At 69.3% G+C, this 25039-nt stretch carries 20 protein-coding genes and 1 pseudogene; 17 read left to right on the forward strand and 4 right to left on the reverse strand.

What is annotated here, in order from left to right; translation table 11 throughout:
* Positions 1-207: 207 nt before the first annotated feature.
* From AC1Q9M_RS11435 to AC1Q9M_RS11490, 12 genes and pseudogenes are all read left to right on the forward strand, one after another.
* The gene (locus tag AC1Q9M_RS11435) at positions 208-1476 is read left to right on the forward strand and encodes a CmpA/NrtA family ABC transporter substrate-binding protein (protein WP_492433819.1); all 1269 of its coding nucleotides are present in this window, start codon (positions 208-210) and stop codon (positions 1474-1476) included.
* A 30-nt stretch (positions 1477-1506) separates the two neighbouring features.
* On the forward strand, positions 1507-2445 hold the full coding sequence (gene ntrB, locus AC1Q9M_RS11440) for a nitrate ABC transporter permease (protein ID WP_492433821.1): 939 nt from the start codon (positions 1507-1509) through the stop codon (positions 2443-2445).
* Positions 2442-3245, forward strand: coding sequence for an ABC transporter ATP-binding protein (locus AC1Q9M_RS11445; protein ID WP_492433823.1), 804 nt, complete (start codon positions 2442-2444; stop codon positions 3243-3245). The genes ntrB and AC1Q9M_RS11445 overlap by 4 nt, the downstream gene beginning before the upstream one ends.
* Before the next feature lie 21 nt (positions 3246-3266).
* Positions 3267-5756, forward strand: a complete 2490-nt coding sequence (gene nirB / locus AC1Q9M_RS11450; protein ID WP_492433825.1) for a nitrite reductase large subunit NirB — start codon at positions 3267-3269, stop codon at positions 5754-5756.
* Positions 5753-6124, forward strand: a pseudogene (gene nirD, locus AC1Q9M_RS11455) (nitrite reductase small subunit NirD); the annotation flags it as partial. The gene nirB and the pseudogene nirD, both read left to right, overlap by 4 nt.
* 95 nt (positions 6125-6219) lie before the next feature.
* Positions 6220-9000: a nitrate reductase gene (locus AC1Q9M_RS11460; protein ID WP_492433827.1), complete on the forward strand. Its 2781-nt coding sequence runs from the start codon at positions 6220-6222 to the stop codon at positions 8998-9000.
* Positions 9001-9068: 68 nt separating this feature from the next.
* A complete protein-coding gene (ybiB, locus tag AC1Q9M_RS11465; protein ID WP_492433829.1) occupies positions 9069-9998 on the forward strand; it encodes a DNA-binding protein YbiB in 930 nt (309 codons plus the stop codon).
* Positions 9982-10767 (forward strand): uroporphyrinogen-III C-methyltransferase, encoded by a 786-nt coding sequence (gene cobA / locus AC1Q9M_RS11470; protein WP_492433831.1) that lies wholly within the window; start codon positions 9982-9984, stop codon positions 10765-10767. The genes ybiB and cobA overlap by 17 nt, the downstream gene beginning before the upstream one ends.
* Positions 10768-10814: 47 nt before the next feature.
* On the forward strand, positions 10815-11495 hold the full coding sequence (locus AC1Q9M_RS11475; protein WP_444686975.1) for a methyl-accepting chemotaxis protein: 681 nt from the start codon (positions 10815-10817) through the stop codon (positions 11493-11495).
* 27 nt (positions 11496-11522) lie between these two features.
* A complete protein-coding gene (locus AC1Q9M_RS11480) occupies positions 11523-12725 on the forward strand; it encodes a BaiN/RdsA family NAD(P)/FAD-dependent oxidoreductase (protein ID WP_492433834.1) in 1203 nt (400 codons plus the stop codon).
* 176 nt (positions 12726-12901) lie between these two features.
* On the forward strand, positions 12902-13114 hold the full coding sequence (gene rpsU / locus AC1Q9M_RS11485; RefSeq protein WP_056273869.1) for a 30S ribosomal protein S21: 213 nt from the start codon (positions 12902-12904) through the stop codon (positions 13112-13114).
* Between the two features lie 107 nt (positions 13115-13221).
* The gene (locus AC1Q9M_RS11490; protein ID WP_492433837.1) at positions 13222-13668 is read left to right on the forward strand and encodes a GatB/YqeY domain-containing protein; all 447 of its coding nucleotides are present in this window, start codon (positions 13222-13224) and stop codon (positions 13666-13668) included.
* A 96-nt stretch (positions 13669-13764) separates the two neighbouring features.
* Here the strand turns inward: AC1Q9M_RS11490 and pmbA are convergent, their stop codons facing one another.
* Positions 13765-15180 carry a metalloprotease PmbA gene (pmbA, locus tag AC1Q9M_RS11495; RefSeq protein WP_492433839.1) on the reverse strand — a complete coding sequence of 472 codons (1416 nt, stop codon included), beginning with the start codon at positions 15178-15180 and terminating at the stop codon, positions 13765-13767.
* A 72-nt stretch (positions 15181-15252) separates the two neighbouring features.
* Between pmbA and yjgA the strand changes: the two genes are divergently transcribed.
* From yjgA to AC1Q9M_RS11510, 3 genes are read left to right on the forward strand one after another with little or no spacing between them, the layout of a single operon-like run.
* Positions 15253-15909: a ribosome biogenesis factor YjgA gene (yjgA, locus tag AC1Q9M_RS11500; RefSeq protein WP_382328535.1), complete on the forward strand. Its 657-nt coding sequence runs from the start codon at positions 15253-15255 to the stop codon at positions 15907-15909.
* Complete coding sequence (mog, locus tag AC1Q9M_RS11505; RefSeq protein WP_382325665.1) at positions 15906-16514, forward strand: molybdopterin adenylyltransferase; 609 nt, start codon at positions 15906-15908, stop codon at positions 16512-16514. Before yjgA ends, mog begins: the two co-directional genes overlap by 4 nt.
* Before the next feature lie 19 nt (positions 16515-16533).
* Entirely contained in the window at positions 16534-17010 is a 477-nt protein-coding gene (locus AC1Q9M_RS11510; RefSeq protein WP_382320806.1) for an FKBP-type peptidyl-prolyl cis-trans isomerase, read from the forward strand.
* Between the two features lie 127 nt (positions 17011-17137).
* Here the strand turns inward: AC1Q9M_RS11510 and cysE are convergent, their stop codons facing one another.
* A complete protein-coding gene (gene cysE / locus AC1Q9M_RS11515) occupies positions 17138-17908 on the reverse strand; it encodes a serine O-acetyltransferase (RefSeq protein WP_382320808.1) in 771 nt (256 codons plus the stop codon).
* 11 nt (positions 17909-17919) lie between these two features.
* Positions 17920-18654 (reverse strand): RNA methyltransferase, encoded by a 735-nt coding sequence (locus AC1Q9M_RS11520; RefSeq protein ID WP_382156472.1) that lies wholly within the window; start codon positions 18652-18654, stop codon positions 17920-17922.
* Between the two features lie 123 nt (positions 18655-18777).
* Here AC1Q9M_RS11520 and AC1Q9M_RS11525 point away from each other — a divergent pair, with 123 nt between their 5' ends.
* The gene (locus AC1Q9M_RS11525; protein ID WP_492433843.1) at positions 18778-19701 is read left to right on the forward strand and encodes an inositol monophosphatase family protein; all 924 of its coding nucleotides are present in this window, start codon (positions 18778-18780) and stop codon (positions 19699-19701) included.
* Between the two features lie 19 nt (positions 19702-19720).
* Here the strand turns inward: AC1Q9M_RS11525 and AC1Q9M_RS11530 are convergent, their stop codons facing one another.
* Positions 19721-23029 carry a PAS domain-containing protein gene (locus AC1Q9M_RS11530; RefSeq protein WP_492433845.1) on the reverse strand — a complete coding sequence of 1103 codons (3309 nt, stop codon included), beginning with the start codon at positions 23027-23029 and terminating at the stop codon, positions 19721-19723.
* A gap of 124 nt (positions 23030-23153) precedes the next feature.
* Between AC1Q9M_RS11530 and AC1Q9M_RS11535 the strand changes: the two genes are divergently transcribed.
* Positions 23154-25037, forward strand: a complete 1884-nt coding sequence (locus AC1Q9M_RS11535) for a sensor histidine kinase, YfiR-like protein-associated (protein WP_492433847.1) — start codon at positions 23154-23156, stop codon at positions 25035-25037.
* Positions 25038-25039 lie beyond the last annotated feature (2 nt).

Below are 25039 nucleotides of genomic sequence, written 5' to 3' on the forward strand. Positions count from 1 at the left end.
CCCACGCGACCCCGGGACAACCCTGAGGCTGGCACGCTAACTGCTTTGATCCAGGCAAAGGAAACCGGGCCAATGGCGGCCTGAGTTCCAGACAGTCTTCCCAGACACGGACAACGGCGTCCATTTCCCGCCCGCTCAGCGCAGGCACGGAAATGGGCGCCGTTGTGCTTTGGGGCACCGCTTTTTTTCATCAGCAAGGAGTTGGACATGAACGCAGACATCCCCACCCCAGCCGACGGCCCCACCGCCTCGCGCCGCGAGTTCATCAAGAAGGGCAGCGCCGTCGGCACGGCCGCCCTCTTCTCCACGCTGGGCCACCACGGGGTCTGGGCCGCCGGCTCCGACGCACCTGAAAAAACCGAAGTCAAGATCGGCTTCATTCCCCTGACCGACTGCGCCAGCGTGGTCATGGCCGCCGAACTCGGCCTGGACAAGAAGCACGGCGTCAAGATCGTCCCGACCAAGGAAGCCAGCTGGGCCGGCGTGCGCGACAAGCTGGTCAACGGCGAACTGGATTTCGCCCATGTGCTCTACGGCCTGATCTATGGCCTGCAACTGGGCACCGCCGGGCCGAAGAAGGACATGGCCATCCTGATGAACCTGCAGCAGAACGGCCAGGCCATCACGCTGTCGAAGAAGCTGGCCGAAAAAGGCGCGGTGGACGGCCCAACGCTGGCCAAGCTGATGGCCACCGAAAAGCGCGAATACACCTTCGCCCAGACCTTCCCCACCGGCACCCACGCCATGTGGCTCTACTACTGGCTGGCGGCGGCCGGCATCGACCCTTTCAAGGACGCGCGCGCCATCGTGGTGCCGCCGCCGCAGATGGTGGCCAACATGCGCGTAGGCAACATGGACGGCTTCTGCGTCGGCGAGCCCTGGAACCACCGCGCCATCATGGACGGCATCGGCATCACGGCCAACACCACGCAGGACATCTGGAAGGACCACCCCGAGAAGGTGCTGGGCACCACGGCCGAGTTCGTGCAGAAGAACCCCAACACCGCGCGCGCCGTGACGGCGGCCATCCTGGAAGCCGGCAAGTGGATCGACGCCGGCCTGCAGAACAAGAACAAGATGGCCGAGACCATCGCCCAGCGCTCCTACGTGAACACCGGCGTGGACGCGATCAACCAGCGCATCCTGGGCCGCTACCAGAACGGCCTGGGCAAGACCTGGGACGACCCCAACCACATGAAGTTCTACAACGACGGGGCGGCCAACTACCCCTACCTGAGCGACGGCATGTGGTTCCTCACCCAGCACAAGCGCTGGGGCCTGCTCAAGTCGCACCCCGACTACCTGGCCGTGGCCAGGCAGGTCAACCGCATCGACATCTACAAGGAAGCCGCGTCCGCCACCAGGACGCCGCTGCCCAAGTCCGACCTGCGCAGCGCCAGGTTCATCGACGGCGTGGTGTGGGACGGCAAGGACCCGGCCAAGTACGCCGACAGCTTCAAGATGAAGGCGGCCTGACCCGGCCCGCCGCACCCGAGGAACACCACCATGGTCAGTGCCGTTTTTCACACCCCCCTGGAGGCCGTGGCGCCCGCCGCCCCCGCGGTGGCCGCCGTGCCCCACCCCAAGCCTTCGGTGGCCGCGCCGCTCGCGCCGGCCGCCGTCGAGCCCGCCCGGCCGGCCTCGCCTTCGCCCTGGCGCGAGCGCGCCGCGGGCTTCTTCCGCGGCGTGCTGCCGCCGCTGCTCGGCCTGGGCTTCCTCGTGCTGGTCTGGTCGCTGGTGGCCGGCGGCAGCGACAGCGGCATCCCCACGCCGCTGGCCACCTGGGCGCAGGCCGTGGGCGTGTTCTCCGACCCGTTCTACCAGGCCGGCCCGAACGACCAGGGCGTGGGCTGGAACGTGCTCATGTCGCTGCAGCGCGTGGCCGTGGGCTTCGGCCTGGCCGCGCTGGTGGGCATTCCGGCCGGCTTCGCCATCGGCCGTTTCGATTTCCTCAGCCGCATGTTCAACCCGCTCATCAGCCTGCTGCGCCCGGTCTCGCCGCTGGCCTGGCTGCCGATCGGCCTGCTGGTGTTCAAGGGCGCCAACCCGGCCGCGATCTGGACCATCTTCATCTGCTCGATCTGGCCCATGATCATCAACACCGCCGTGGGCGTGCAGCGCGTGCCGCAGGACTACATGAACGTGGCGCGCGTGCTCAACCTGAGCGAGTGGAAGATCTTCACCAAGATCCTGTTCCCCGCCGTGCTGCCCTACCTGCTGACCGGCGTGCGGCTGGCGGTGGGCACGGCCTGGCTGGTGATCGTGGCCGCCGAGATGCTGACCGGCGGCGTGGGCATCGGCTTCTGGATCTGGGACGAGTGGAACAACCTCAACGTCGCCAGCATCATCATCGCCATCTTCGTGATCGGCATCGTCGGCCTGGTGCTCGAGTTCGGCCTCATCAAGCTGGCCACCCTGTTCACGTTCGAAGAGGTGAAGTCATGAGCGCCGCCAAGTACATCGAGATCCAGGGCGTCGAGCAGACCTTCAAGACCCGCAAGGGCCTCTTCCCCGCGCTGCGCCAGATCGACCTCACCGTCGCCAAGGGCGAGTTCGTCACGCTGATCGGCCACTCGGGCTGCGGCAAGTCCACGCTGCTCAACCTCATCGCCGGCCTGACCACGCCCACCAGCGGCGTGCTGCTGTGCGCCGACAAGGAGATCGCCGGCCCCGGCCCCGAGCGCGCGGTGGTGTTCCAGAACCACTCGCTGCTGCCCTGGCTGACCTGCTTCGAGAACGCGCATCTCGCGGTCGAACGCGTCTTCGGCGCCAACGAAAACAAAGCGCAGCTCAAGGCGCGCACCGAAGCCGCGCTGGCCCTGGTGGGCCTCACCGCCGCCGCGCAGAAGCGCCCCGGCGAAATCTCCGGCGGCATGAAGCAGCGCGTGGGCATCGCGCGCGCCCTGTCGATGGAACCCAAGGTGCTGCTCATGGACGAACCCTTCGGCGCGCTCGACGCGCTCACCCGCGCCAAGCTGCAGGACGAGCTGCTGGAGATCGTGGCGCGCACGCACAGCACCGTGGTGATGGTCACGCACGACGTGGACGAGGCCGTGCTGCTGAGCGACCGCATCGTGATGCTCACCAACGGCCCGGCCGCCACCATCGGCGAGGTGCTGCGCGTGGACCTGCCGCGCCCGCGCCAGCGCGTGGCGCTGGCCGACAACCCGACCTACCAGCAATGCCGCAAGGAAGTGATCGACTTCCTCTACACCCGCCAGACCCACGTGGAGAAGCTGGCCTGACCGGCCGCCCAGGAGAACCCCATGGACATGCGCCTGCCCCCCTCGCAACGCCTGAAACTGGTCATGGTCGGCAACGGCATGGCCGGCGTGCGCACGCTCGAAGAGCTGCTCAAGATCGCGCCCGAGCTCTACGACATCACGGTGTTCGGCTCGGAGCCCCACCCCAACTACAACCGCATCCTGCTCTCGCCGGTGCTGGCGGGCGAGCAGACGCTGGACGAGATCGTGCTCAACGACTGGGCCTGGTACCAGGAGCACGGCATCACCCTGCACGCGGGCAAGACCGTGACCGAGGTGGATCGCGTCAGGCGCGTCGTGCGCGCCAGCGACGGCCAGGGCGGCGTGATCGAGGCGCCCTACGACCGCCTCATCATGGCCACCGGCTCCAACCCCTTCATGCTGCCCATCCCGGGCAAGGACCTGCAGGGCGTGCTGGCCTACCGCGACATCGCCGACACCCAGGCCATGATCGACGCGGCCACGCAGTACCAGCATGCGATCGTCATCGGCGGCGGCCTGCTCGGCCTGGAAGCGGCCAATGGCCTGATGAAGCGCGGCATGGCGGTGAGCGTGGTGCACGTCGCGCCCTGGCTCATGGAACGCCAGCTCGACGACGTGGCCGGCAAGCTGCTGCAGCAGTCGCTGGAGCAGCGCGGCATGCGCTTCCTGATCGGCGCGCAGACGCAGGAACTGGTGGGCAACGAGGCTGGCCGCGTGAAGGCGATCCGCTTCAAGGACGGCACCGAGCTGCCGGCCGACCTGGTGGTGATGGCGGTGGGCATCCGCCCCAACACCGCGCTGGCGGAGTCCATGAACCTGCACGTGAACAAGGGCATCGTGGTCAGCGACACGCTGCAGACCGTGACCGACCCGCGCATCTACGCGGTGGGCGAGTGCGCGGCGCACCGCGGCATCGCCTACGGCCTGGTGGCGCCGCTGTTCGAACAGGGCAAGGTGCTGGCCACGCACCTGGCCGAATTCGGCATCGGCCGCTACATTGGCTCGCTCACCTCCACCAAGCTCAAGGTCACCGGCATCGACCTCTTCTCCGCCGGCAACTTCATGGGCGGCGAGCACACCGAAGAGATCGTGATGAGCGACCCCTCGGGCGGTGTCTACAAGAAGCTGGTGATCCAGGGCGACAAGCTGGTGGGCGCCTGCCTGTACGGCGACACGGTGGACGGCAGCTGGTACTTCAAGCTGCTGCGCGATGGCCGCAGCGTGGCCGACATCCGCGACCGCCTGATGTTCGGCGAATCCAACATCGGCGACGTGGGCCACCAGGGCCACAGCAAGGCCGCCGCCATGGCCGACAGCGACGAGGTCTGCGGCTGCAACGGCGTGACCAAGGGCAGCATCTGCAAGGCCATCAAGGACAAGGGCCTGTTCACGCTGGAGGAGGTGCGCAAGCTCACCAAGGCCAGCGCCTCCTGCGGCTCGTGCACCGGCCTGGTGGAACAGATCCTGATGTTCACCGCCGGCGGCGACTACTCCGCCACGCCCAAGCTGAAAGCCATGTGCGCCTGCACCGACCACGGCCACCAGGCCGTGCGCGACGCCATCCGCGACAGCCGGCTGCTGAGCATCGGCGCCGTGTTCGAAGGCCTGGGCTGGCGCACGCCCAACGGCTGCGCCACCTGCCGCCCGGCCGTCAACTACTACCTCATCAGCACCTGGCCCAAGGAGGCCAGGGACGACCCGCAGAGCCGCTTCATCAACGAGCGCGCGCACGCCAACATCCAGAAGGACGGCACCTACAGCGTGATCCCGCGCATGTGGGGCGGCGAGACCACGGCCGACGAGCTGCGCCGCATCGCCGACGCGGTGGACAAATACAAGATCCCCACCGTGAAGGTCACCGGCGGCCAGCGCATCGACCTGCTGGGCGTGAAGAAGGAAGACCTGGTCAACGTCTGGAAGGACATCGGCATGCCCAGCGGCCACGCCTATGCCAAGGCCCTGCGCACGGTGAAGACCTGCGTGGGCAGCGAGTGGTGCCGCATGGGCACGCAGGACAGCACGCAGATGGGCAAGGACCTGGAGCGCGCGATGTGGCGCATGTACGCGCCGCACAAGGTGAAGTTCGCGGTCAGCGGCTGCCCGCGCAACTGCGCCGAGGCCGGCATCAAGGACGTGGGCATCATCGGCGTGGACTCGGGCTGGGAGATGTACATCGCCGGCAACGGCGGCATCAAGACCGAGGTGGCCGAGTTCTTCACCAAGCTCAAGACCGCCGAGGAAGTGCTGGAGTACACCGGCGCCTTCATGCAGCTCTACCGCCTCGAAGGCTGGTACCTGGAGCGCACGGTGCACTACGTGAACCGCGTGGGCCTGGATCACGTGAAGAAGAAGATCCTCGACGACGCCGAAGGCCGCAAGGCGCTGTGGGAACAGCTGCAGTTCGCGCTCGACGGCGAGCCCGATCCGTGGTTCGAGCACCAGAAGGCGGCGGTGGACACGCGCCAGTTCATTCCCATCCAAGCGGTGGCACTGGAAGGGAGCGCGGCATGAGCAGCTGGATTCCGATCGCCCGCCTGGACGACATCCCCGTACTCGGCTCGCGCTGCGTGCAACGCGACAAGGGCCTGGACGTGGCCGTGTTCCGCAATGACCGCGACGAGGTCTTCGCCCTGCTCGACCGCTGCCCGCACAAGGGCGGCCCGCTGAGCCAGGGCATCGTCTTCGGCACCCACGTGGCCTGCCCGATGCACAACTGGACCATCGGCCTGGACAGCGGCTGCGCCAAGGAGCCGGACGAAGGCTGCACGCCGCGCTTCGCGGTGAAGGTGCAGGACGGCGTGGTGCACCTGGACGCGCACGAACTCGCGACCCAGGCGACCGATCTCACGCGGCCCGTGGCCGGCCCTCAGCGCAGGGCAACCGACCCCCACGCTCCGCCGCTGCGCGGGTCGCTGCCCCCCGAGGGGGAGCGGCCTGGCTTGGGGCGGCCCGGCGCGGCGGCCACCGTCCCCGCATGAGCCCGATCACCACCCGCTCCACCTGCCCCTACTGCGGCGTGGGCTGCGGGGTGTTGATCGAAAGCGTGGGCAGCCAGATCACCGGCGTGCGCGGCGACCCGCAGCACCCGGCGAACTTCGGCCGCCTCTGCACCAAGGGCCAGACCCTGCACCTCACCGCGTCGCCCGCGATCGCCCAGCAGACACGCCTGCTGCACCCCATGCAGCGCGCGCAACGCGGCGCGCCCGCGTCGCCCCTGGCCTGGGACGCGGCGCTCGACCTCGCCGCCGAGCGCTTCGCCTCGGTGGTCGAGCGGCACGGCCCGGACGCGGTCGGCTTCTACATCAGCGGACAACTGCTCACCGAGGACTACTACGCCTTCAACAAGCTCGCCAAAGGCCTGATCGGCACCAACAACGTCGACACCAACTCGCGCCTGTGCATGAGCAGCGCGGTGGCCGGCTACAAGCTCACGCTGGGCGCCGACGCGCCGCCCACCTGCTACGACGACGTGAACCACGCGCAATGCCTTTTCATCGTCGGCAGCAACGCGGCCTTCGCGCACCCGGTGCTGTTCCGCCGCATCGAGGAAGCGCGCAAGAACAACCCGGCCATGAAGGTGATCGTGGCCGACCCGCGCCGCACCGACACCGCCGGTTTCGCCGACCTCTACCTCCCTCTGCAGCCGGGCAGCGACGTGATGCTGTTCCACGGCCTGCTGCACATCATGCTGTGGGAAGGCTGGATCGACAGCGGCTACATCGCCGCGCACACCACCGGCTTCGACGCACTCAAGGCCCTGGTGCGCGAACACACGCCCGAGCGCGTGGCCCAGGTCTGCGGCCTGCGGCGCGAAGACCTGTTCACCGCCGCCAAGTGGTTCGCGACCTCGCCCGCCACGCTCAGCCTCTACTGCCAGGGCCTGAACCAGAGCAGCAGCGGCACGGCCAAGAACGCCACCCTGATCAACCTGCACCTGGCCACGGGCCAGATCGGCCAACCCGGCGCCGGCCCGTTCTCGCTCACCGGCCAGCCCAACGCCATGGGCGGGCGCGAGGTCGGCGGCCTGGCCAACCTGCTGAGCGCGCACCGCGACCTGGCCAACCCCGCGCACCGCGCCGAAGTGGCCGCGCTCTGGGGCCTGCCTTCGGTGCCCGAGAAGCCCGGCCTGAGCGCGGTCGAGCTGTTCGAGGCGGCCGCCGACGGCCAGGTGAAGGCGCTCTGGATCGCCTGCACCAACCCGGCCCAGTCCATGCCCGACCAGGCCACCGTGCGCCGCGCGCTGGCGCGCGCCGAATTCGTCGTGGTGCAGGAGGCCTACGCCACCGCCGCCACCTGCGAATACGCCGACCTGCTGCTGCCCGCCACCACCTGGGGCGAGAAGGACGGCACCGTCACCAACAGCGAGCGCCGCATCAGCCGCGTGCGCGCCGCCGTGCCCGCGCACGGCCAGGCGCGGCACGACTGGCGCATCGTGGTCGACGTCGCGCAGCGCCTCGAAGCCCGCTGGCGCCCCGGCCAGCCCACGCTGTTCCCCTACCCCGATGCCGAAAGCCTGTGGCTGGAGCACCGCGAATCCACGCGCGGGCGCGACCTCGACATCACCGGCCTGAGCTACGCCATGCTGCAGCAGCAGGGGCCGCAGCAATGGCCCCTCAAGGCCGGCGAATCGCAGGGCCGCCAGCGCCTTTACGAAGACGGTGTGTTCGCCACGCCCGACGGCAAGGCCCGCTTCGCCGCCCTGCCCTTCGTGCCGCTGGCCGAGCCGCGCGAGTCGCGTTACCCGTTCTCGCTCACCACCGGCCGCCTGCGCGACCAGTGGCACGGCATGACCCGCACCGGCACGTTGGGCCGCCTGTTCGGCCACGTCGCCGAACCCTCGGTGCAACTGCACCCGCAAGACATGGAACGCCGCGGCCTGAAGGACGGCGACCTGGTGCACGTGACCAGCAAGCGCGGCTCCATCCTGGTGCCCGCCATGGCGTCCGACGAGATCGGCCTGTCGCAGGCCTTCATCGCCATGCACTGGGGCGCGGAATACCTCAGCGGCCTGAGCAGCACCGGCGAGCCGCTGGCCGGCGTCAACGCGCTGACCACCTCGGCCTACTGCCCCACCTCCAAACAGCCCGAGCTCAAGCACGCGGCGGTGAAGGTGCTCAAGGCCGAACTGCCCTGGACGCTGCTGGCCTTGGGCTGGCTGCCCGACACCCAGGCACTGGAAGCGCGGGAAGGCCTGCGCGCGCTGATGGCGGAGTTTCCGTTCGCCTCGTGCGTGCCCTTCGGCCGCGAACGCACCGGCGTCCTGTTCCGCGCCGCCGCGCACGATGCACCCGAGCCCGGACTGATCGAACGCATCGAAGCCCTGCTGGGCCTGCAGACGGCCGATGCGCTGCGCTACGTGGACAAGCGCCTGGGCCAGCGCCGCACCGCGCGCCTGGTGCGCGAGGGCGACACCACCCGGCTCGAGGCCTTCGTGCTGGCCGGCGACACGCGCGCTGAGGTCTGGATCAAGCCCCTGCTGCAGGACGGGCTGCCCGCCGCCGCGTACGGCCGCCTGCTGCTGATGCCGGGCGCCAAGGCCCCCGTGGCCGTGGTGGCCAAGGGCCGGCAGGTGTGCACGTGCTTCAACGTGGGTGAAGACGCCATCCAGGCCCGGCTGGCCAGCTGTGAAGGCAGCGACGACCAGCGCCTGGCCGCCCTGCAGGCCAGCCTGCAATGCGGCACCCACTGCGGCTCCTGCGTACCCGAACTCAGGCGGCTGGTGCGCGCCAGCGCGCCCCTGGCCCAGCCCGCCTGAGCGGCCAGAACGCCCATATAACGATAAGTCATCAAACTTGCCTGACAATTCGCCGAAATTTGCAAGTCATGGCCATCAGTCAATACATCAAGGAAATCGGTCGGGGCAAGGACGGCGCCCGCTCGCTCACGCGCGAGCAGGCCACCGACCTGCTCGGCCAGGTGCTGGACGGCACCGTGACCGACCTGGAGGTTGGCGGCTTCTGCCTGGCCATGCGCATCAAGGGCGAAACGCCCGACGAGATGGCCGGCTTCCTCGATGCCACCCACGCGCGCCTGCGCCGCCTGCCCGACAACGGCCTGGCCACCGTCGTGCTGCCCAGCTACAACGGCGCGCGCAAGCTGCCGGTGCTCACCCCGCTGCTGGCCCTGCTGCTGGCGCGCCGGGGCGCGGCGGTGCTGGTGCATGGCACCGCCACCGAGAACCAGCGCGTGTTCGCCTCCCAGGTGTTCGAAACACTCGGCGTGCCTTCGGCCAGCGCGGTGCCCACGCTCGGCGCGGGCGAGGTCGCCTTCGTGCCCACCGAGGTGCTCAGCCCCGGCCTCAAGCGCCTGCTGGACGTGCGCCGCGCGGTGGGCCTGCGCAACCCCGCGCACAGCCTGGTGAAACTCATGAACCCGTGCGAAGGCAAGGCCTTCATCGTCGGCAGCTACACCCACCCCGAATACGCGACCTCCATGGCCGCCACCTGGGCGCTCACCGGCGCTCATGCGCTGCTGCTGCGCGGCACCGAAGGCGAACCCGTGGCCGACGCACGCCGCACACCGCGCATGGAAGTGTTCCGCGACGGCGAGCGCACCGAGGTGCAGGCCCAGCAGGACGGGCCGCTGGCCAGGCTGCCGTCGCTGCCCGCGGTGGACGCCTCGCACACCGCCGCTTACATCCGCGCCGTGCTCGATGGCACGGAGCCCATCCCCACACCGATTGCCCTGCAGGTGGAACACATCTTGCGAGAGGTCGTGCAACATGAAACCGCAACCCATGCCCTCGCCGTCTGAGTTCCTGCCCGGTACCGTGGCCCTGGTGGGCGCCGGCCCCGGCGACCCCGAACTGCTCACGCTCAAGGCCGTCAAGGCCATCAGCGCGGCCACCGTGCTGCTGGTCGACGACCTCGTGAGCGACGGCGTGCTCGCCCACGCGTCGCCGCGCGCGCGCATCGTGCACGTGGGCAAACGCGGCGGCTGCAAGAGCACGCCGCAGGCCTTCATCGAGAAGCTCATGGTGATGGCGGCCCAGGAAGGCGAAATGGTGGTGCGGCTCAAGGGCGGCGACCCCTTCATCTTCGGCCGGGGCGGCGAAGAGGTGGAGCACCTGCGCGCCGCCGGCATCGAGGTGCAGGTGGTCAATGGCATCACGGCCGGACTGGCCGGCCTCACCTCGCTGGGCGTGCCGCTCACCCACCGCGAACACGCGCACGGCGTGGTCTTCGTCACCGGCCACGCCAAGCCGGGCGATGCCGGCACCGACTGGCAGGCCCTGGCCGCCACCGCGCGCGACGCCAAGCTCACGCTCGTGATCTACATGGGCGTGTCCAGCGCCGCGCAGATCGAGCAGGACTTGCTCACCAGCCTGCCGGCCGACACGCCCCTGGCCGTGATCCAGCACGCCACGCTGCCCCAACAACGGCACGCGCTCACCACACTGGGGCAATTGAGCGCCACCATCGAGCGCGAAGGCCTGGGCAGCCCGGCCGTGATCGTGGTCGGTGACGTGGTCCGCGGCATCGCGGCCGTGCAGGCGCCCGAGGCGGTCGCGCGCGCCGCCTGAACGCCGCCCGGGCCACCATGGCCCGGCGATTGCTTGATGTCAGCCCCATGACATCCCTCGCCCCCACCCGCCCCGTTCGCCGCGACACGCCCGCCCACATCGCGGGCCTCTCGCTGGTCAACCTCGCCGCGCGCCAGCGCATGCTCTCGCAACGCATGATCCTGCAGACCGTGCTCGCCGCCAACGGCGAGGCCGGGCGACTGCAGGCCGCGCAGCGCAGCCTGCAGATGTTCAGCGAAAGCCAGCAACACCTGCTGGGCACGGTGGACCAGCTCGAGGCACAGGGCGCCCGCCAGATCCAGGAGACCTACCACGGCACGCGCGGGGTCGGGCCGGTGGTGCAGGCCTTCATGCAGCTCATGCACAGCGCGCTCGAACAGATCGAGGCCTACAGCCCGCGCGTGCCCACCACCCTGGCCGAGCTGGTGGACCACACCGACCGCATCCTCGACGCCCTCAACACCGCGACCACCGCCTTCGACGAGGTCGCCAAGGCGCGCGCCGACGCGATGATGAAGGAGCTCACGGGCATCGTCGGCGACATCCAAAGCGTGGCCAAGGAGGCCAAGGTGGTGAGCTTCAACGCGCAGGTGGTGGCCGCGCGGGCCGGGCAACACGGCCGCGAGTTCGCCGTGGTCGCCAACGTGCTCTCGGACATCACGGGCGAGATCGACGGTCTCACGCGCAAGGCCGCGATCCTCGCCGAAAGAAGTCAGCACGCAGGCTGAAGGCGCGCTGCGCCTACACTGCCCGCCATGCAAGATTTCGACGCCATCGTCATCGGCGCGGGCGCGGCCGGTCTTTTTTGCGCCGGCATCGCCGGCCAGCGGGGCCAGCGCGTGCTGGTGCTCGACCACAGCGACAAGGTCGCGGAGAAGATCCGCATCTCCGGCGGCGGGCGCGCCAACTTCACCAACCGCGAACTCGACCCGCAGGCGCCGCACAAGCACTTCCTGAGCGCCAACCCGCATTTCTGCCGCTCGGCGCTCTCGCGCTACACGCCGACCGACTTCATCGGCCTGGTGCAGCGCCACGGCATCGCCTTCCACGAAAAGCACAAGGGCCAGCTGTTCTGCGACCACTCGGCCGACGACCTGATCCAGATGCTGCTGCGCGAATGCGACGCGGGCGGCGTGCAGCGCTGGCAGCCCTGCGGCGTGAAGGCCGTGCGCCAGGGCGGTGACGGCGTGTACGAGCTCGACACCGACCGGGGCCCGGTGCGCGGCCGCGCGGTGGTGATCGCCACCGGTGGCCTGTCCATCCCCAAGATCGGTGCGAGCGACTTCGGCTACCGCATCGCCAGCCAGTTCGGCCTGCGCCTGGTGGCGCAGCGCCCGGGCCTGGTGCCGCTCACCTTCGACGGCGATGGCTGGGCGCCCTACGCTGGCCTGGCCGGGCTCGCGTTGCCGGTGCGCATCGAGACCGGCGAGAAAAAGGGCCGCATGGCTTTCCTGGAAGACCTGCTGTTCACCCACCGTGGCCTGTCCGGCCCGGCCGTGCTGCAGATTTCCAGCTACTGGCAGGAAGGCACGCCGATCCGCCTGAACCTGGCCCCCGAGACCGAACTGCCCGCCGCCCTGGCGCGCGCCAAGGCCAGCTCGCGCAAGCTGCTGGGCAACGAACTCGCCAGCCTGGTGCCCAGCCGCCTGGCCGAGGCCTGGGTGCAGCAGGACGCCGACTGGCAGCGCCCGGTGGCCGAAGCCTCGGACAAGGCCCTGGCCCGGCTGGCCGAGCGCCTCTCGCGCTGGGAACTCACGCCCACCGGCACCGAGGGCTACCGCAAGGCCGAGGTCACGCTGGGCGGCGTGGACACCCGCGATCTCTCGTCCCAGACCCTGGAATCGAAGCAGCCGGGCCTGTATTTCATCGGGGAGGTGGTGGACGTGACCGGCTGGCTGGGCGGCTACAACTTCCAGTGGGCCTGGGCCAGCGCCCACGCCTGTGCACAGGCGCTGTGACCCCCACGCTGCGCCACTGCGGTAGCCAACCCCATGAAAATGGCTATAATCCAGGGCTTTGCTGGCAAATCCCCGTCGGCCAATACTAGTTAATGACGGGACATTTTGCGGAAACGACGCCCGGGCCCGATCTTCCCGTTCATCCTCTTTCCGCGCATTCTGGACATCCTTCGCCAATGACGACCATCCGTGTAAAAGACAACGAGCCCTTTGACGTCGCCCTGCGCCGTTTCAAGCGCACCATCGAAAAGCTCGGCCTGCTGACCGATCTGCGCGCCCGCGAGTTCTACGAAAAGCCGACCGCCGAGCGCAAGCGCAAGAAGGCCGCCGCCGTCAAGCGCCACTACAAGCGTGTGCGCTCGATGCAGCTGCCCAAGAAGCTGTACTGAGCACGAGCCACCGGGCCCTGCCGCCCGGTCGCGAACAAGCCCGCTGGAGGACGCTCAGGCGGGCTTTTTTGTTTCCGATTCCTCTCTCGACCACCCCAGGAGCCTCCATGAGCCTGAAAGACCAGATCACCGAAGACATGAAAGCCGCCATGCGCGCCAAGGACAGCGAGCGCCTGGGCACCATCCGCCTGCTCACCGCCGCGATGAAGCAGAAGGAAGTGGACGAGCGCGTGGAGCTGGACGACGCCATGGTCATCGCCATCGTGGACAAGCTGGTCAAGCAGCGCAAGGACAGCATCGAGGCCTTCTCCAAGGCCGCGCGCCAGGACCTGGTGGACAAGGAAGCCGCCGAAATGGCCGTGCTGCAGGGCTACCTGCCCGCGCGCCTGTCGGCCGATGAAGTGGCCGCCGAAGTCAAGGCCATCGTGGCCGAACTCGGCGCCAAGGGCCCGGGCGATATGGGCAAGGTCATGGGCGCAGTGAAATCGCGCCTGGCCGGCAAGGCCGACATGGGCCAGGTGTCGGCCGCCGTGAAGGCCGCGCTGTCCAACTGAGCAGCCCATCCAGAATGCCGTGGAACTGGCTTTGCCAGGCCACAGGCATTGCCCCCTTGAGGGGGTGACGCGCCGCAGGCGCGGCGCGGGGGTGGGTCAGCTCCCGGCCACCTTCATCCGGTTGATCAGGATCGAACCCGTCGTTTTCGCACCGTAGTTGTAGGCATCGGCCCCGATGGCCTCGATGCCCAGCAGCATGTCCTTGAGGTTGCCGGCGATGGTGATCTCGTGCACCGGGTAGGCGATCTCGCCGTTTTCCACCCAGTAGCCCGAGGCGCCGCGCGAGTAGTCGCCGGTCACGTAGTTCACGCCCTGGCCCATGAGCTCGGTGACGAACAGGCCGCGCCCGAGTTTCTTCAGCATGGCGCGCAGGTCGTCGCCCGGCTGCGTGAGCCGGCTGGTGAGCGTGAGGTTGTGCGAGCCGCCGGCGTTGCCGGTGGTGCGCATGCCCAGCTTGCGCGCCGAGTAGGTGGAGAGGAAATAGCCCTGCACCCGCCCGCCCGAGAGCACCTTGCGCTTGGCCGTGCGAACGCCTTCGTCGTCGAACGGCGCGCTGCCCTTGCCATTGCGCACGTGCGGGTCTTCCTGGATGTCCAGGTGCTTGGCCGTCACGCGCTTGCCCAGGCTGTCGTGCAGGAAGGTGGTGTTGCGGTACAGCGCGCCGCCGCTGGTGGCCTGCACGTAGCTGCCCAGCAGACCGGCCGCCAGGGGCGACTCGAACAGCACCGGGCATTCGGTGGTGGCGATCTTGCGGCCGTTGAGGCGCGCCAGCGTGCGCTCGGCGGCGTAGCGGCCCACCGCCTCGGGCGTGGCCAGCTCGCCGGGCGAGCGCATGGAGCTGTACCAGTAGTCGCGCTGCATGTTCGCGCCCTTGCCCGCGATCGGCGCCACCGACAGGCTGTGGCGCGAACTGGCGTAGCCCCCGCTGAAGATGCCGGGCTTGCCACGCTCGCCGCCGCGCAGGTGCGCGGTGAAGAAGTGCGACTGCTGGGCCGACACGCCGGCCCCTTCGCTGTTGTTGATCTTCCTGCTGGTGGCGAAAGCGGCCGCCTCACAGGCCAGGGCGATGCGCGCGGCCTCTTCCGAATCGAGCGACCAGGGGTGGAACAGGTCCAGGTCGGGGTAGCTGTCGGCCACGTCCTGGGCGTCGGGCAGGCCGGCCACCGGGTCTTCGGCGGTGAAGCGGGCGATGTCGTAGGCGGCCTGCACCGTCTGGCGCACGGCGGCGGCGGAGAAATCGGAGGTGGAGGCATTGCCGCGCTTCTGTCCCAGGTAGACCGTGACACCCAGCGACTTGTCGCGGTTGCGCTCCACGTTCTCCAGCTCGCCCTTGCGCACCGAAACGCTCAGGCCGGCGCCCTCGGACACCTCGGCCGCCGCGTCCACAGCACCGAGCTGTTTCGCGTGGCCCAGGGCCAGATCGACCAGTTCCTCGAACTGGCTGCGGGCGTACTGGAAACCGGAAAGGGGGGAACGGGGGGCTGCCGCAGGGGCTTGGGAGGGGTTTTTCATGTCGACGGCTATGATACTTGCCGCCCCTTCCGGCCGCTGCCATTCGCGCAGAAGGCCTATTCAACGATCCACATGTCCCGCAAACCCACCAAAGGCTATTTCGTTCGTGGCCAGTTCGTCGCCCTGGGCAGCGAGCTGGACCTGGAGCTCAAGCGCGAGCTCAAGGGTGACGCCGAAATGAGCAAGACCGACCTGAAACGGGAGAGCGACCGCCTCCAGGCGCTCGGCGAGAACCTGCTCACCCTGCGCGCCGACCTGACGCAGAAGCTCGACCTGCCGGAAAAACTGCTGGACGCGGTGGCCGAGGCCAAGCGCATCACCAACTTCGAAGGCCGCCGCCGCCAGATGCAGTTCATCGGCAAGCTGATGCGTGCGCTGGACGAAGACACCATCGCCGCGGTGGAAGCCGCGCTCGACGAGCAGAACAAGGGCTCGGCCAAGGGCACGCTCTCGCTGCACCTGGCCGAACAATGGCGCGACCGCCTGATCGCCGACGACGACGCGCTCACCCAGTGGCTGCAGCTCGACGCGGGCGCCGACGTGCAGCACCTGCGCGCGCTGATCCGCCAGGCGCGCAAGGACGCCCAGGCCACGCAGGCACAGGAGCGCCCGGGCGAGGCCGTGCGCCACGGCAAGGCCTACCGGGAGATCTTCCAGATCGTCAAGGCCACGCTGAACCAGGGCGAGGACGACGACGGCGCCCCCACCGACGAACCAGACCAGCCATGAGCGAGACCACCACGCCCTCCTCCGCCGACCCGGTGCGCATCGGCATCGTGTCCATCAGCGACCGCGCCAGCACCGGCGTGTACGAAGACAAGGGCCTGCCCGCGCTGCAGGACTGGCTCACGCGCGCGCTCAGGAACCCGATCACCTTCGAACCGCGCCTCATCCCCGACGAGCAGGCGCGCATCAGCGCCACGCTGATCGAACTGGTGCACGCCGGCTGCTCGCTGGTGCTCACCACCGGTGGCACCGGCCCGGCGCTGCGCGACGTGACGCCCGAGGCCACGCTGGCCGTGGCGCACAAGGAAATGCCGGGTTTTGGCGAGCAGATGCGCCAGATCAGCCTGGCCTTCGTGCCCACCGCCATCCTCTCGCGCCAGGTGGCGGTGATCCGCAGCCAGAGCCTCATCATCAACCTGCCCGGCCAGCCCAAGGCCATTGCCGAGACGCTCGAAGGTCTGAAAAACGCCGACGGCACGCAGCGCATCAACGGCATCTTCGCCGCCGTGCCCTACTGCATCGACCTGATCGGCGGCCCCTATCTTGAAACGCACGACGACGTCTGCAAGGCCTTCCGCCCGAAGTCCGCCGTGCGCCCCGCCCGCTAACCCATTCCAGCGACCCGCCATGAAGATCACCAAAGACACCATCGTCACCCTCACCTTCCGCGCCGTCGACGCCAAGGGCAAAGTGCTCGAAGACGGCAAGGAGCCGCGCGCCTACCTGCACGGCGGTTACGGCAACACGCTGCCGGGCGTCGAGATGGCCCTGGAAGGCCAGGAGAAGGGCTTCAAGACCACCGTGAAGCTGCTGCCGGCCCTGGCCTTCGGCGAGCGCGACGAAAGCCTGGTGACCTCCATCCCGAAGAAGGATTTCCCGCCCGGCGTGAAGGTGGGCGGCCAGCTCGAAGGCAGCGATGCGGATGGCAACCGCCAGATCTTCACCGTCACCAAGATCAAGGGCGACACGGTGATGCTCGACGGCAACCACCCGCTGGCCGGCCAGGACCTGACGTTCACGCTGAACGTGATCGACGTGAAGGCCGCATCAGCCGAAGAGATCGCCCATGGCCACGCGCATGGCGCGCACGGCCACCATCACTGAGCGAGGCTTCGCCGCGCACCACCACGCGTGACGCGCAGCGCCGGGTGGCCGGCGCAGCGAAGTGAAGGAGGAGGCGGCCGAAGGCCGCCGGGGGACATGAGCGGAGCCGGCCACCCGGCGCTGCGCGTCACTTCCCGACCAGCTGATTGAGCTTTTCGGCCTCGAAGCATTCCTCGCGCGCCGCGTCCTGCGGCACGCAATCGCGCTTCTTCGTCTCGGCCAGGGTCTCGATGGCCTGCCAGAGCAGCGCGATCTGGTGCTCCTGCCCGGCGGCGTTGTCGATCAGGCCGCGCATGGCCTGCGACAAGGGATCGTCGTCCTGCGTGATGCCGTAGGCCTGGAACTTCTGGCCCTGCTCGGTCACATCGGCGCTCTCGCCGGTCTTGCTCGGGATGATGCGGGCCGGAATGCCCACCGCCGTCGCCCCTGCGGGCACCGGCTTGATCACCACCGCGTTGCTGCCGATCTTGGCGCCGTCGCCGACGACAAAACCGCCCAGCACTTTGGCGCCCGCGCTCACCACCACGTCGCGGCCCAGCGTCGGGTGGCGCTTGGTGCCTTTGTAGAGCGAGGTACCGCCCAGCGTCACGCCCTGGTAGATCGTGCAGCCGTCACCGATCTCGGCGGTCTCGCCCACCACCACGCCCATGGCGTGATCGAAAAACACGCGTTCGCCCAGCTTGGCGCCCGGGTGGATCTCGATGCCCGTGAACCAGCGCGAAATGTGCGAGATGAAGCGACCCAGCCACTTGAAGCCGTGGTTCCAGCACCAGTGCGCCGGGCGGTGCAGCCAGACGGCGTGCAGCCCGGGGTAGCAGGTGATCACCTCCCAGGTGCTGCGCGCGGCCGGGTCGCGGTCAAGCACGCACTGGATGTCGGAGCGGATGCGGTCGAACATAAGCCGGCAGTCTATCGCTTCGCCTTCTCGGCGGCTTGCAGCATGGCCTTGGCGACACCTCGAAGAATGTGGATTTCCTCGTCGCTGGGCGCGGCCCGGTTGAAAAGCTGGTTCAGGCGCGGCATGAGCTTCTTGGGCGCCTCGGGGTCGAGAAAGTCCACCGCCACCAAGGCGCGCTCCAGGTGGTCGAGCATGCCGCCCAGGGCCTGGGCATCGGCCTGCGGCCGCTCGGCCACCACCGGTGGCGCCCCGAAGCCGCCGAGCGCCTGGCGCCAGTCGTAGGCGATCAGCTGCACCGCCGCGGCGAGGTTGAGCGAGCCGAAGGTCGGCGCGGTGGGGATGCTCAGCGCCACATGGCAGCGGTACACGTCTTCGTTGCGCATGCCGAAACGCTCGGACCCGAACAGGAAGGCCACCCCTGACGGCGGATCGCCCGCGCCCAGCAGCCCCGTGAAGTGCTCGCGCGGCGCGCGCGTGGGCGGGCCGAAGTCGCGCGGGGTCATGGCGGTGGCGCAGAGGTGGCTCATGCCTTCCAGCGCCTCGTCCAGCGTGTCCACGATGCGCGCCTGGGCCAGCACGTCGTTGGCCCCGCTGGCGCGCTGGATGGTTTCCTCGCGCCGCAGCACGTTGGCCCAGCGCGGCTGCACCAGCACCAGGTCGTCGAAACCCATGACTTTCATGGCGCGGGCGACACCGCCCACATTGCCGGCGTGGCTGGTCTGGATCAGGACAAAACGGGTGCGCATGCGAAAAAGGGCGGGGACGGTAAAATCCCGGGTATTGTCGCCGCCCGCATCGCCGGGCTTCGTCACCCGCTCTTCCACCACTGCCGCGCCCTCCCCTGCGGAGCGCGCCGAGGTTCACAATTCATGTCGTCCACACTCCACCCCATGCTCAACGTGGCCATCAAGGCCGCACGCACCGCTGGCACCCTCATCAACCGCGCCGCGCTGGACGTGGAGTCGGTCCGGGTCTCGGTCAAACAGACCAACGATTTCGTGACCGAGGTCGACCAGGCCGCCGAGGCCGCGATCATCGACACCCTGCTCACCGCCTACCCCGACCACGCCATCTGGGCCGAGGAGTCGGGCAAGCGCCCGGGCAAACATGGCGGTGCAGACCATGTCTGGATCATCGACCCGCTGGACGGCACCACCAACTTCATCCACGGCTTCCCGGTCTACTGCGTGAGCATCGCGCTCATGGTGGGCAACCGGCTGGAGCAGGCCGTCGTCTACGACCCCTCGCGCAACGACCTCTTCTGCGCCACGCGCGGGCGCGGCGCCTACCTGAACGACCGCCGCATCCGCGTGGCCAAGCGCACCACGCTGCGCGACTGCCTGATTTCCACCGGCTTCCCGTTCCGCCCGGGCGACGCCTTCCAGACCTACCTGCAGATGTTCGGCGACGTGATGCCGCGCGTGGCCGGCGTGCGCCGCCCCGGCTCGGCCGCGCTCGACCTGGCCTATGTGGCCGCGGGCTTCACCGACGGCTTCTTCGAAATGGGCCTCTCCCCCTGGGACGTGGCCGCCGGCGCCTTGCTGGTCACCGAAGCCGGCGGTCTGGTGGGCAACTTCACCGGTGAGTCCGACTTCCTCGAACAGAAGGAATGCCTGGCCGCCAACCCCAAGATCTACGGCCAGCTGGTCGGCCTGACCGGCAAGTACAGCAAGTTCGCCAGCGCGGGCGACAAGGCGGCGGTGCGCCAGGCGCGCAAGACGGCCGCCCAGGCGCCCGACAGCGCCGCTGACGCGGCCCCGGCCGCCACCCCCGCCCCCGACGCCGCGAACTGAGCCGCGCCGCGCGAGGGCGTCAGCCCAGCGGCAGGCGCAGCCAGAAGGTCGCGCCCTCTCCGGGCGCGGATTCGGCCCAGACGCGCCCGCCATGGCGCTCGACGATGCGCGCCACGATGGCCAGCCCCACCCCCATGCCGGGCACGTTGCTGCCCGCGTGCAGGCGCTGGAACAGGCCGAACAGCTTCTCGGCGTGCGCCATGTCGAAGCCCATGCCGTTGTCGCGCACGAAATACGCGCGCTGACCCGAATCGAAACCCACCGCCAGTTCGGGTTGCGCCAGGTGGCGCGAGTACTTGAGCCCGTTGTCGATCAGGTTGGACAACACCTGGCGCAGCAAGGTGGCATCGCCCATCGCCTGCGGCATGGCCTGGATGTCGATGCGCGCGTGGTTGGTCTGCGGCGAGAGCGTTTCCACCACCGACTGCGCCAGAGCGGCCATGTCCACCGGCACGGGTTCGAGGTCCACGCGGACCACGCGCAACAGCTCGAGCATGTCGGTGATCATCTGGCCCATGTTGCGCGACGAGCGCGCGATGCGCTCGAACATGTCGCGCCCGGTCGGGCTCAGGCGGTCGGCCTCGTCCTCCAGCACGATGGACGCAAAACCGTTGACCGAACGCAGCGGCGCGCGCAGGTCGTGCGCGATCGAGTACGAGATGGCCTCCATGTCGCGCATGGAGCGCTCCAGCTCGGCCGTGCGCGCGCCCACCCGCTGCTCCAGGCTGGCGTTGAGCGCCTTCACCTGCTCCTGCGCGGCCACGCGCTCGGTGATGTCCAGGTGCGTGCCCGACATGAACGTGGCGCGGTCCTGCGCATCGCGCTTGTGCACCCGGCCGCGCGTGTTGACCCAGATCCAGTGGCCCGCCTTGTGGCGCATGCGGATGTCGCACTCGTAGTACGGCAGGATGCCCGCGATGTGCTGGTCGCGGATCTGGTCGGCCCGCTTCAGGTCGTCGGGATGCACCAGCGCCTCCCAGGTCTCGGCGCGCATGGGCTGCAGCTCGCGCAGGGTGTAGCCCAGCATCTCGGCCCAGCGTTCGTTGACCGTGAGCACGTTGTCGGCGATGTTGTTTTCCCAGATGCCCGGCCGCGTGGCCTCCAGCACCCAGGCCAGGCGCTGGCGCTGCTCGCGCAGCGCCTCCTGGGCCTGCATGTAGGAACTCACGTCGGTGAAGGTGCGCACCATGCCCCCGTCGGGCAGCATCCGGGAGCGCATCTCCAGCGTGCGGCCATCGCGCGTCTTGCGCCAGTACTTCTCGGGCGGTGGCACCGGCGGTCCGTGCATGAGGTGGGCGTGGGCGATCGGGTCCACCCAGGACAGCCCGGGCCCGAAGTCGCCGCGCTCGGTCTGGAAGCGCCGCACCTGTTCCAGCGTGGGTTGCCCCTGCAACAAGGCTTCGGGCAGGTCCAGCATGTCGAGCAGGCGGTGGTTGTAGGCCGTGATGCGGTGGTCCGCGTCCACCCGGCACAGACCCTGCTCGATGCTCTCCAGCGTGGCCCGCAGGTCCAGGCTCTTCTCGGTCAGCAGCTCGCTGGTGATCTCCAGCTGCTCGCGCGTGCGGCGCCGCTCGATGTGGCCGCGCCAGGCCAGCACCAGCTGGCGCACCGCGCCCAGCAAGGGCTGCAGGAACTCGATGTCGTCTTCGCTGTAGCCCCCGGGCTGGTTGGCCAGACCCACCATGGCCACGAGCCGGTCGCCCACGGCCAATGGCACGCACAGAAAGGCGTCCATGGGCGGATGACCGCCCGGCAGCCCCCCGGCGTGCGGGTGGCTGGCCGGCTGGTTGGCGATCAGGGGCTCGCCGGTGAGCATGGCGCGCCCGAACAGGGTGTCGAGGTTGCGGAACGCCATGCCCGCCTCGGCCTGGCTGGCGTACATCAGGCGGGACGCCTCGTCCCAGGCGATGTTGGTGATGGCGCTGGTGCGCAGGTAGGGTGCGCCGGTGTCGCTGTAGAGCACCTCGCCCACGAAACCGTAGGCGCTGCCGGTCACCGAGAGGAAGGCCTGCAGCAACCCCTCGAAGGCCTTGCGCTTGTCCTCGGCCTCGATGAAGACCGACTGGGCCAGGCGCACCGCCTCGAGCATGCGGTGCTGCCGCTCCAGCTTCTGCGTGGCCAGCCTCGCCTCGGTCACGTCGGTGGAGAACCCGTGCCAGACCACCGAGCCGTCGGTCTCGCGCTGGGGCATGGCCTCCACGTGGTGCCAGCGGGTGCCGGCCTTGGGCAGGCACACGCGGTAGGTCTGGCGCCAGGGCGCCAGATGCCGGGCCGAGGTGGCCAGCGAGGCGATCATTTCCGCGCGGTCATCGGGATGCACCCGCCGGAACAGCACGTCCGCATCCTCCTCCAGCTCGGCCGGCTCGATCTCGAGCATGCTGCGGACCACGTCGTTCACATACGAGATCACGCTCTTGCCATCGGCCCGCAGGCGCGCCTGGTACATCATGCCGGGCACCCGGGCCGCGATGTTCTGCAGCAGCTTGAGCTGTTCGGCCAGGCGCTCGCTGGCCTCGCGCTCGGCCGTGATGTCCTGCACCACGCCGAAATCGGTCTGCGGGTTGCCGGCCACGCTGGTCTGGCCGATGCGGGTGCGGAACCAGCGCTGCTGGCCATCGGGCAGCCGCCAGCGGAACTCGACCTGGCGCCCGTCCATCGCCTCGCGCGCGGCCTGCCAGGCGGGCCAGTCGTCCGGGTGGATGCCCGCGCGGCCGTCGCCGCGCGCGATCAGGTCGCGCGGCTCCAGGCCGGCGATCTCGAACAGCCCCAGCGACCACACCACGCTGTCGGAATGCTGGGCGTTGGTCCAGTGGCCCACGCGCGCCAGCTTCTCGATCGCGGCATGCAGCTCCACCTGCTGCTGCAGCCCGAGGTTCGCCTCGCGCAGGGCCGCCTCGGACTGCAGCCGGGCTTCCGTCGCCTCGAACTCGCGGGTGGCTTCGGTGATGTAGACCAGCGCCAGGGGCTCGGGCAGCGTGTCCATCACCGTGGTGTGCAGGCGGACCCGGTGCATCACGCCGTCGCGCAGGCGCAGGTGCTGCACCGTGTCGGGCGACGGCAGCTGGTTCACGAAGCGCGCGCGTTCGTCGGCGCTGGGCCAGTGCCCGAGCTCCACGGTCGTGCGGCCGATCACGTCCTCGCGGCGCTGGCCGGTGAGCGCCAGCCAGGCGTCATTGACCGCCAGCAGGCGCCCATCGCTCAGGCGCGAGACGATGGCGGCCAGCGGCGAGGCCAGGAACAAGGCCTCGAAAGGCAAACCCGCCTCCTGCTGCGGGGGAAACGCTGCGCACCCGATGGTGGACGGGGGTTCGGGAACAGCTTCGGCCATGCGCGCTCGTGAAAGGGTGGGAGGACGGAAACAGGCTCAAATTGTGCCGGACTGTGTGGCTTGCGGTGCGTGAAATTGGCCTGCTAAAGTGGCTTGCTGTTCACCACGACGTGCCCTGGAGACCATGAAACCCACCTCGCTGCGCCAGCAACTCACGCGCGCGGCCATGCTCACCACCTTGCTGGCGATCCTGCTGAGCGCCGGCGCCTTGCTGACCTACGAGCTGATGGTGTACCGCCGCGTCGGCATCGCCGACATGCGCACCCAGGCCGATCTGATCGCGCGCTCCACCGCCCCGGCGCTGGCATCGAGCGACGCCCAGGCGGCCTGGGAAAACCTCTATCTGCTGCGCCAGCAGCCCCAGATCCGCGCCGCCGCCGTGTACGGCCGCGACGGCGCGCTCATCGCCTCGCACACCACCACCGCGAAAAACGAACTGCGCGCCCGCATTCCGCTGACATCGGAGGCCTGGGGCCCGCGCTTCAGCGGCTCGTCGCTGGAGATGGTCCGCCCCATCGAGCACAACGGCGCGCGCATCGGCATGCTCTACCTCAAGGCCGAACACGGCGTGTGGCAGCGTTTCGTGGACTTCGCGCTGATCGTGCTGGCCGTCAGCGCGGTGAGCCTGGTCGCGGCCTACTACCTGTTCGTGGTCCTGCAGCGCCGCATCACCGCGCCGCTGGAGAAGATGACGTCGGTGGCGCGCGACGTGATCGGCAGCCACAACTGGTCGCTGCGGGCACCGGCCACCGACTACAAGGACCTGGACGTGCTGGTCGACGCCTTCAACCGCATGCTCTCCGAGTGCGAGATCCGCACCACCGAGCTCGAACGCGAGATGGTGACGCGCCAGGGCGTCGAACGCGAACTGCGCCAGGCCGACCGCCAGAAGGACACCTTCCTGGCCACCCTCGCCCACGAATTGCGCAACCCCCTCTCGCCCATGACGAGCGCGGTGGCCCTGCTGCAGATGCCGCAGGTGTCGCCGCAGGCGCGGGAGAAGGCGCTGGCGGTGCTCGAGCGCCAGCTGCAGCACATCGTGCGCCTGGTCAACGACCTGCTGGACGCCTCCCGGGTGGCCACCGGCAAGCTGTCGCTCGACACGGCGCCGGTGAACATCGGCGAGCTGCTGCACACCGCCACCGAAGGCGCGCAGGCGCTGGCGCAACAGCATGGCCTGCAGCTCACGCTGCACCTGCCCGATGCGGCGCTGTATGTGAACGGCGACGCGGTGCGGCTGACGCAGGTGTTCTCCAACCTGCTGAACAACGCCTGCCGCTACACCCCGCACGGCGGGCGCGTGGACCTCTCGCTCACCTCGACGCCATCCTCGGTCGAGGTGACGGTGGTGGACACCGGCATCGGCGTGGAGCCCGCCATGCAGGAACGCATCTTCGACCTGTTCGAACAGGCGGACCAGTCCATGCAGCGCGGCAGCGCCGGGCTGGGCGTGGGGCTGACGCTCTCGCGCCAGATCATCGAGCTGCACGACGGTTCGCTGTCCATGCACAGCGAGGGCCTGCACCGCGGCTCGTGCTTCACGGTGCGGCTGCCCCGCCTGCATCGAGAGCCACCGCGCGACGAGCCCCCCACCGTGGCGCCGTCCCACGCCCAGCCCTCGCGCCCGCTGCGCCTCCTGATCGCGGACGACAACGTCGATCTGACGGTGAGCCTGTCGGCCGTGCTGTCCTCACATGGGCACCTGGTCGAGGTCGTGCACGATGGCGAAGCGGCGGTTCGCGCGGCGCGCGCGCAGGTGCCGGACGTGGCGCTGCTCGACATCGGCATGCCCGGCCTCGACGGCCACCAGGTGGCGCGGGCGCTGCGCGCCGATGCCACCACGCAGGGCATCCGCCTCGTGGCCATCACCGGCTGGGGCCGCGACGCCGACCGCGAGGCCGCGCGCCTGGCCGGCTTCGATCAGCACCTGCTCAAACCGGTGAACCCCGAACAGCTGCTGCGGCTGCTGAGCGAGCCGCCAGAAGCGCCCCGCGCCCCGCCGGCCTGAGC

Source organism: Hydrogenophaga sp. GW823-FHT04C09, assembly GCF_058796355.1.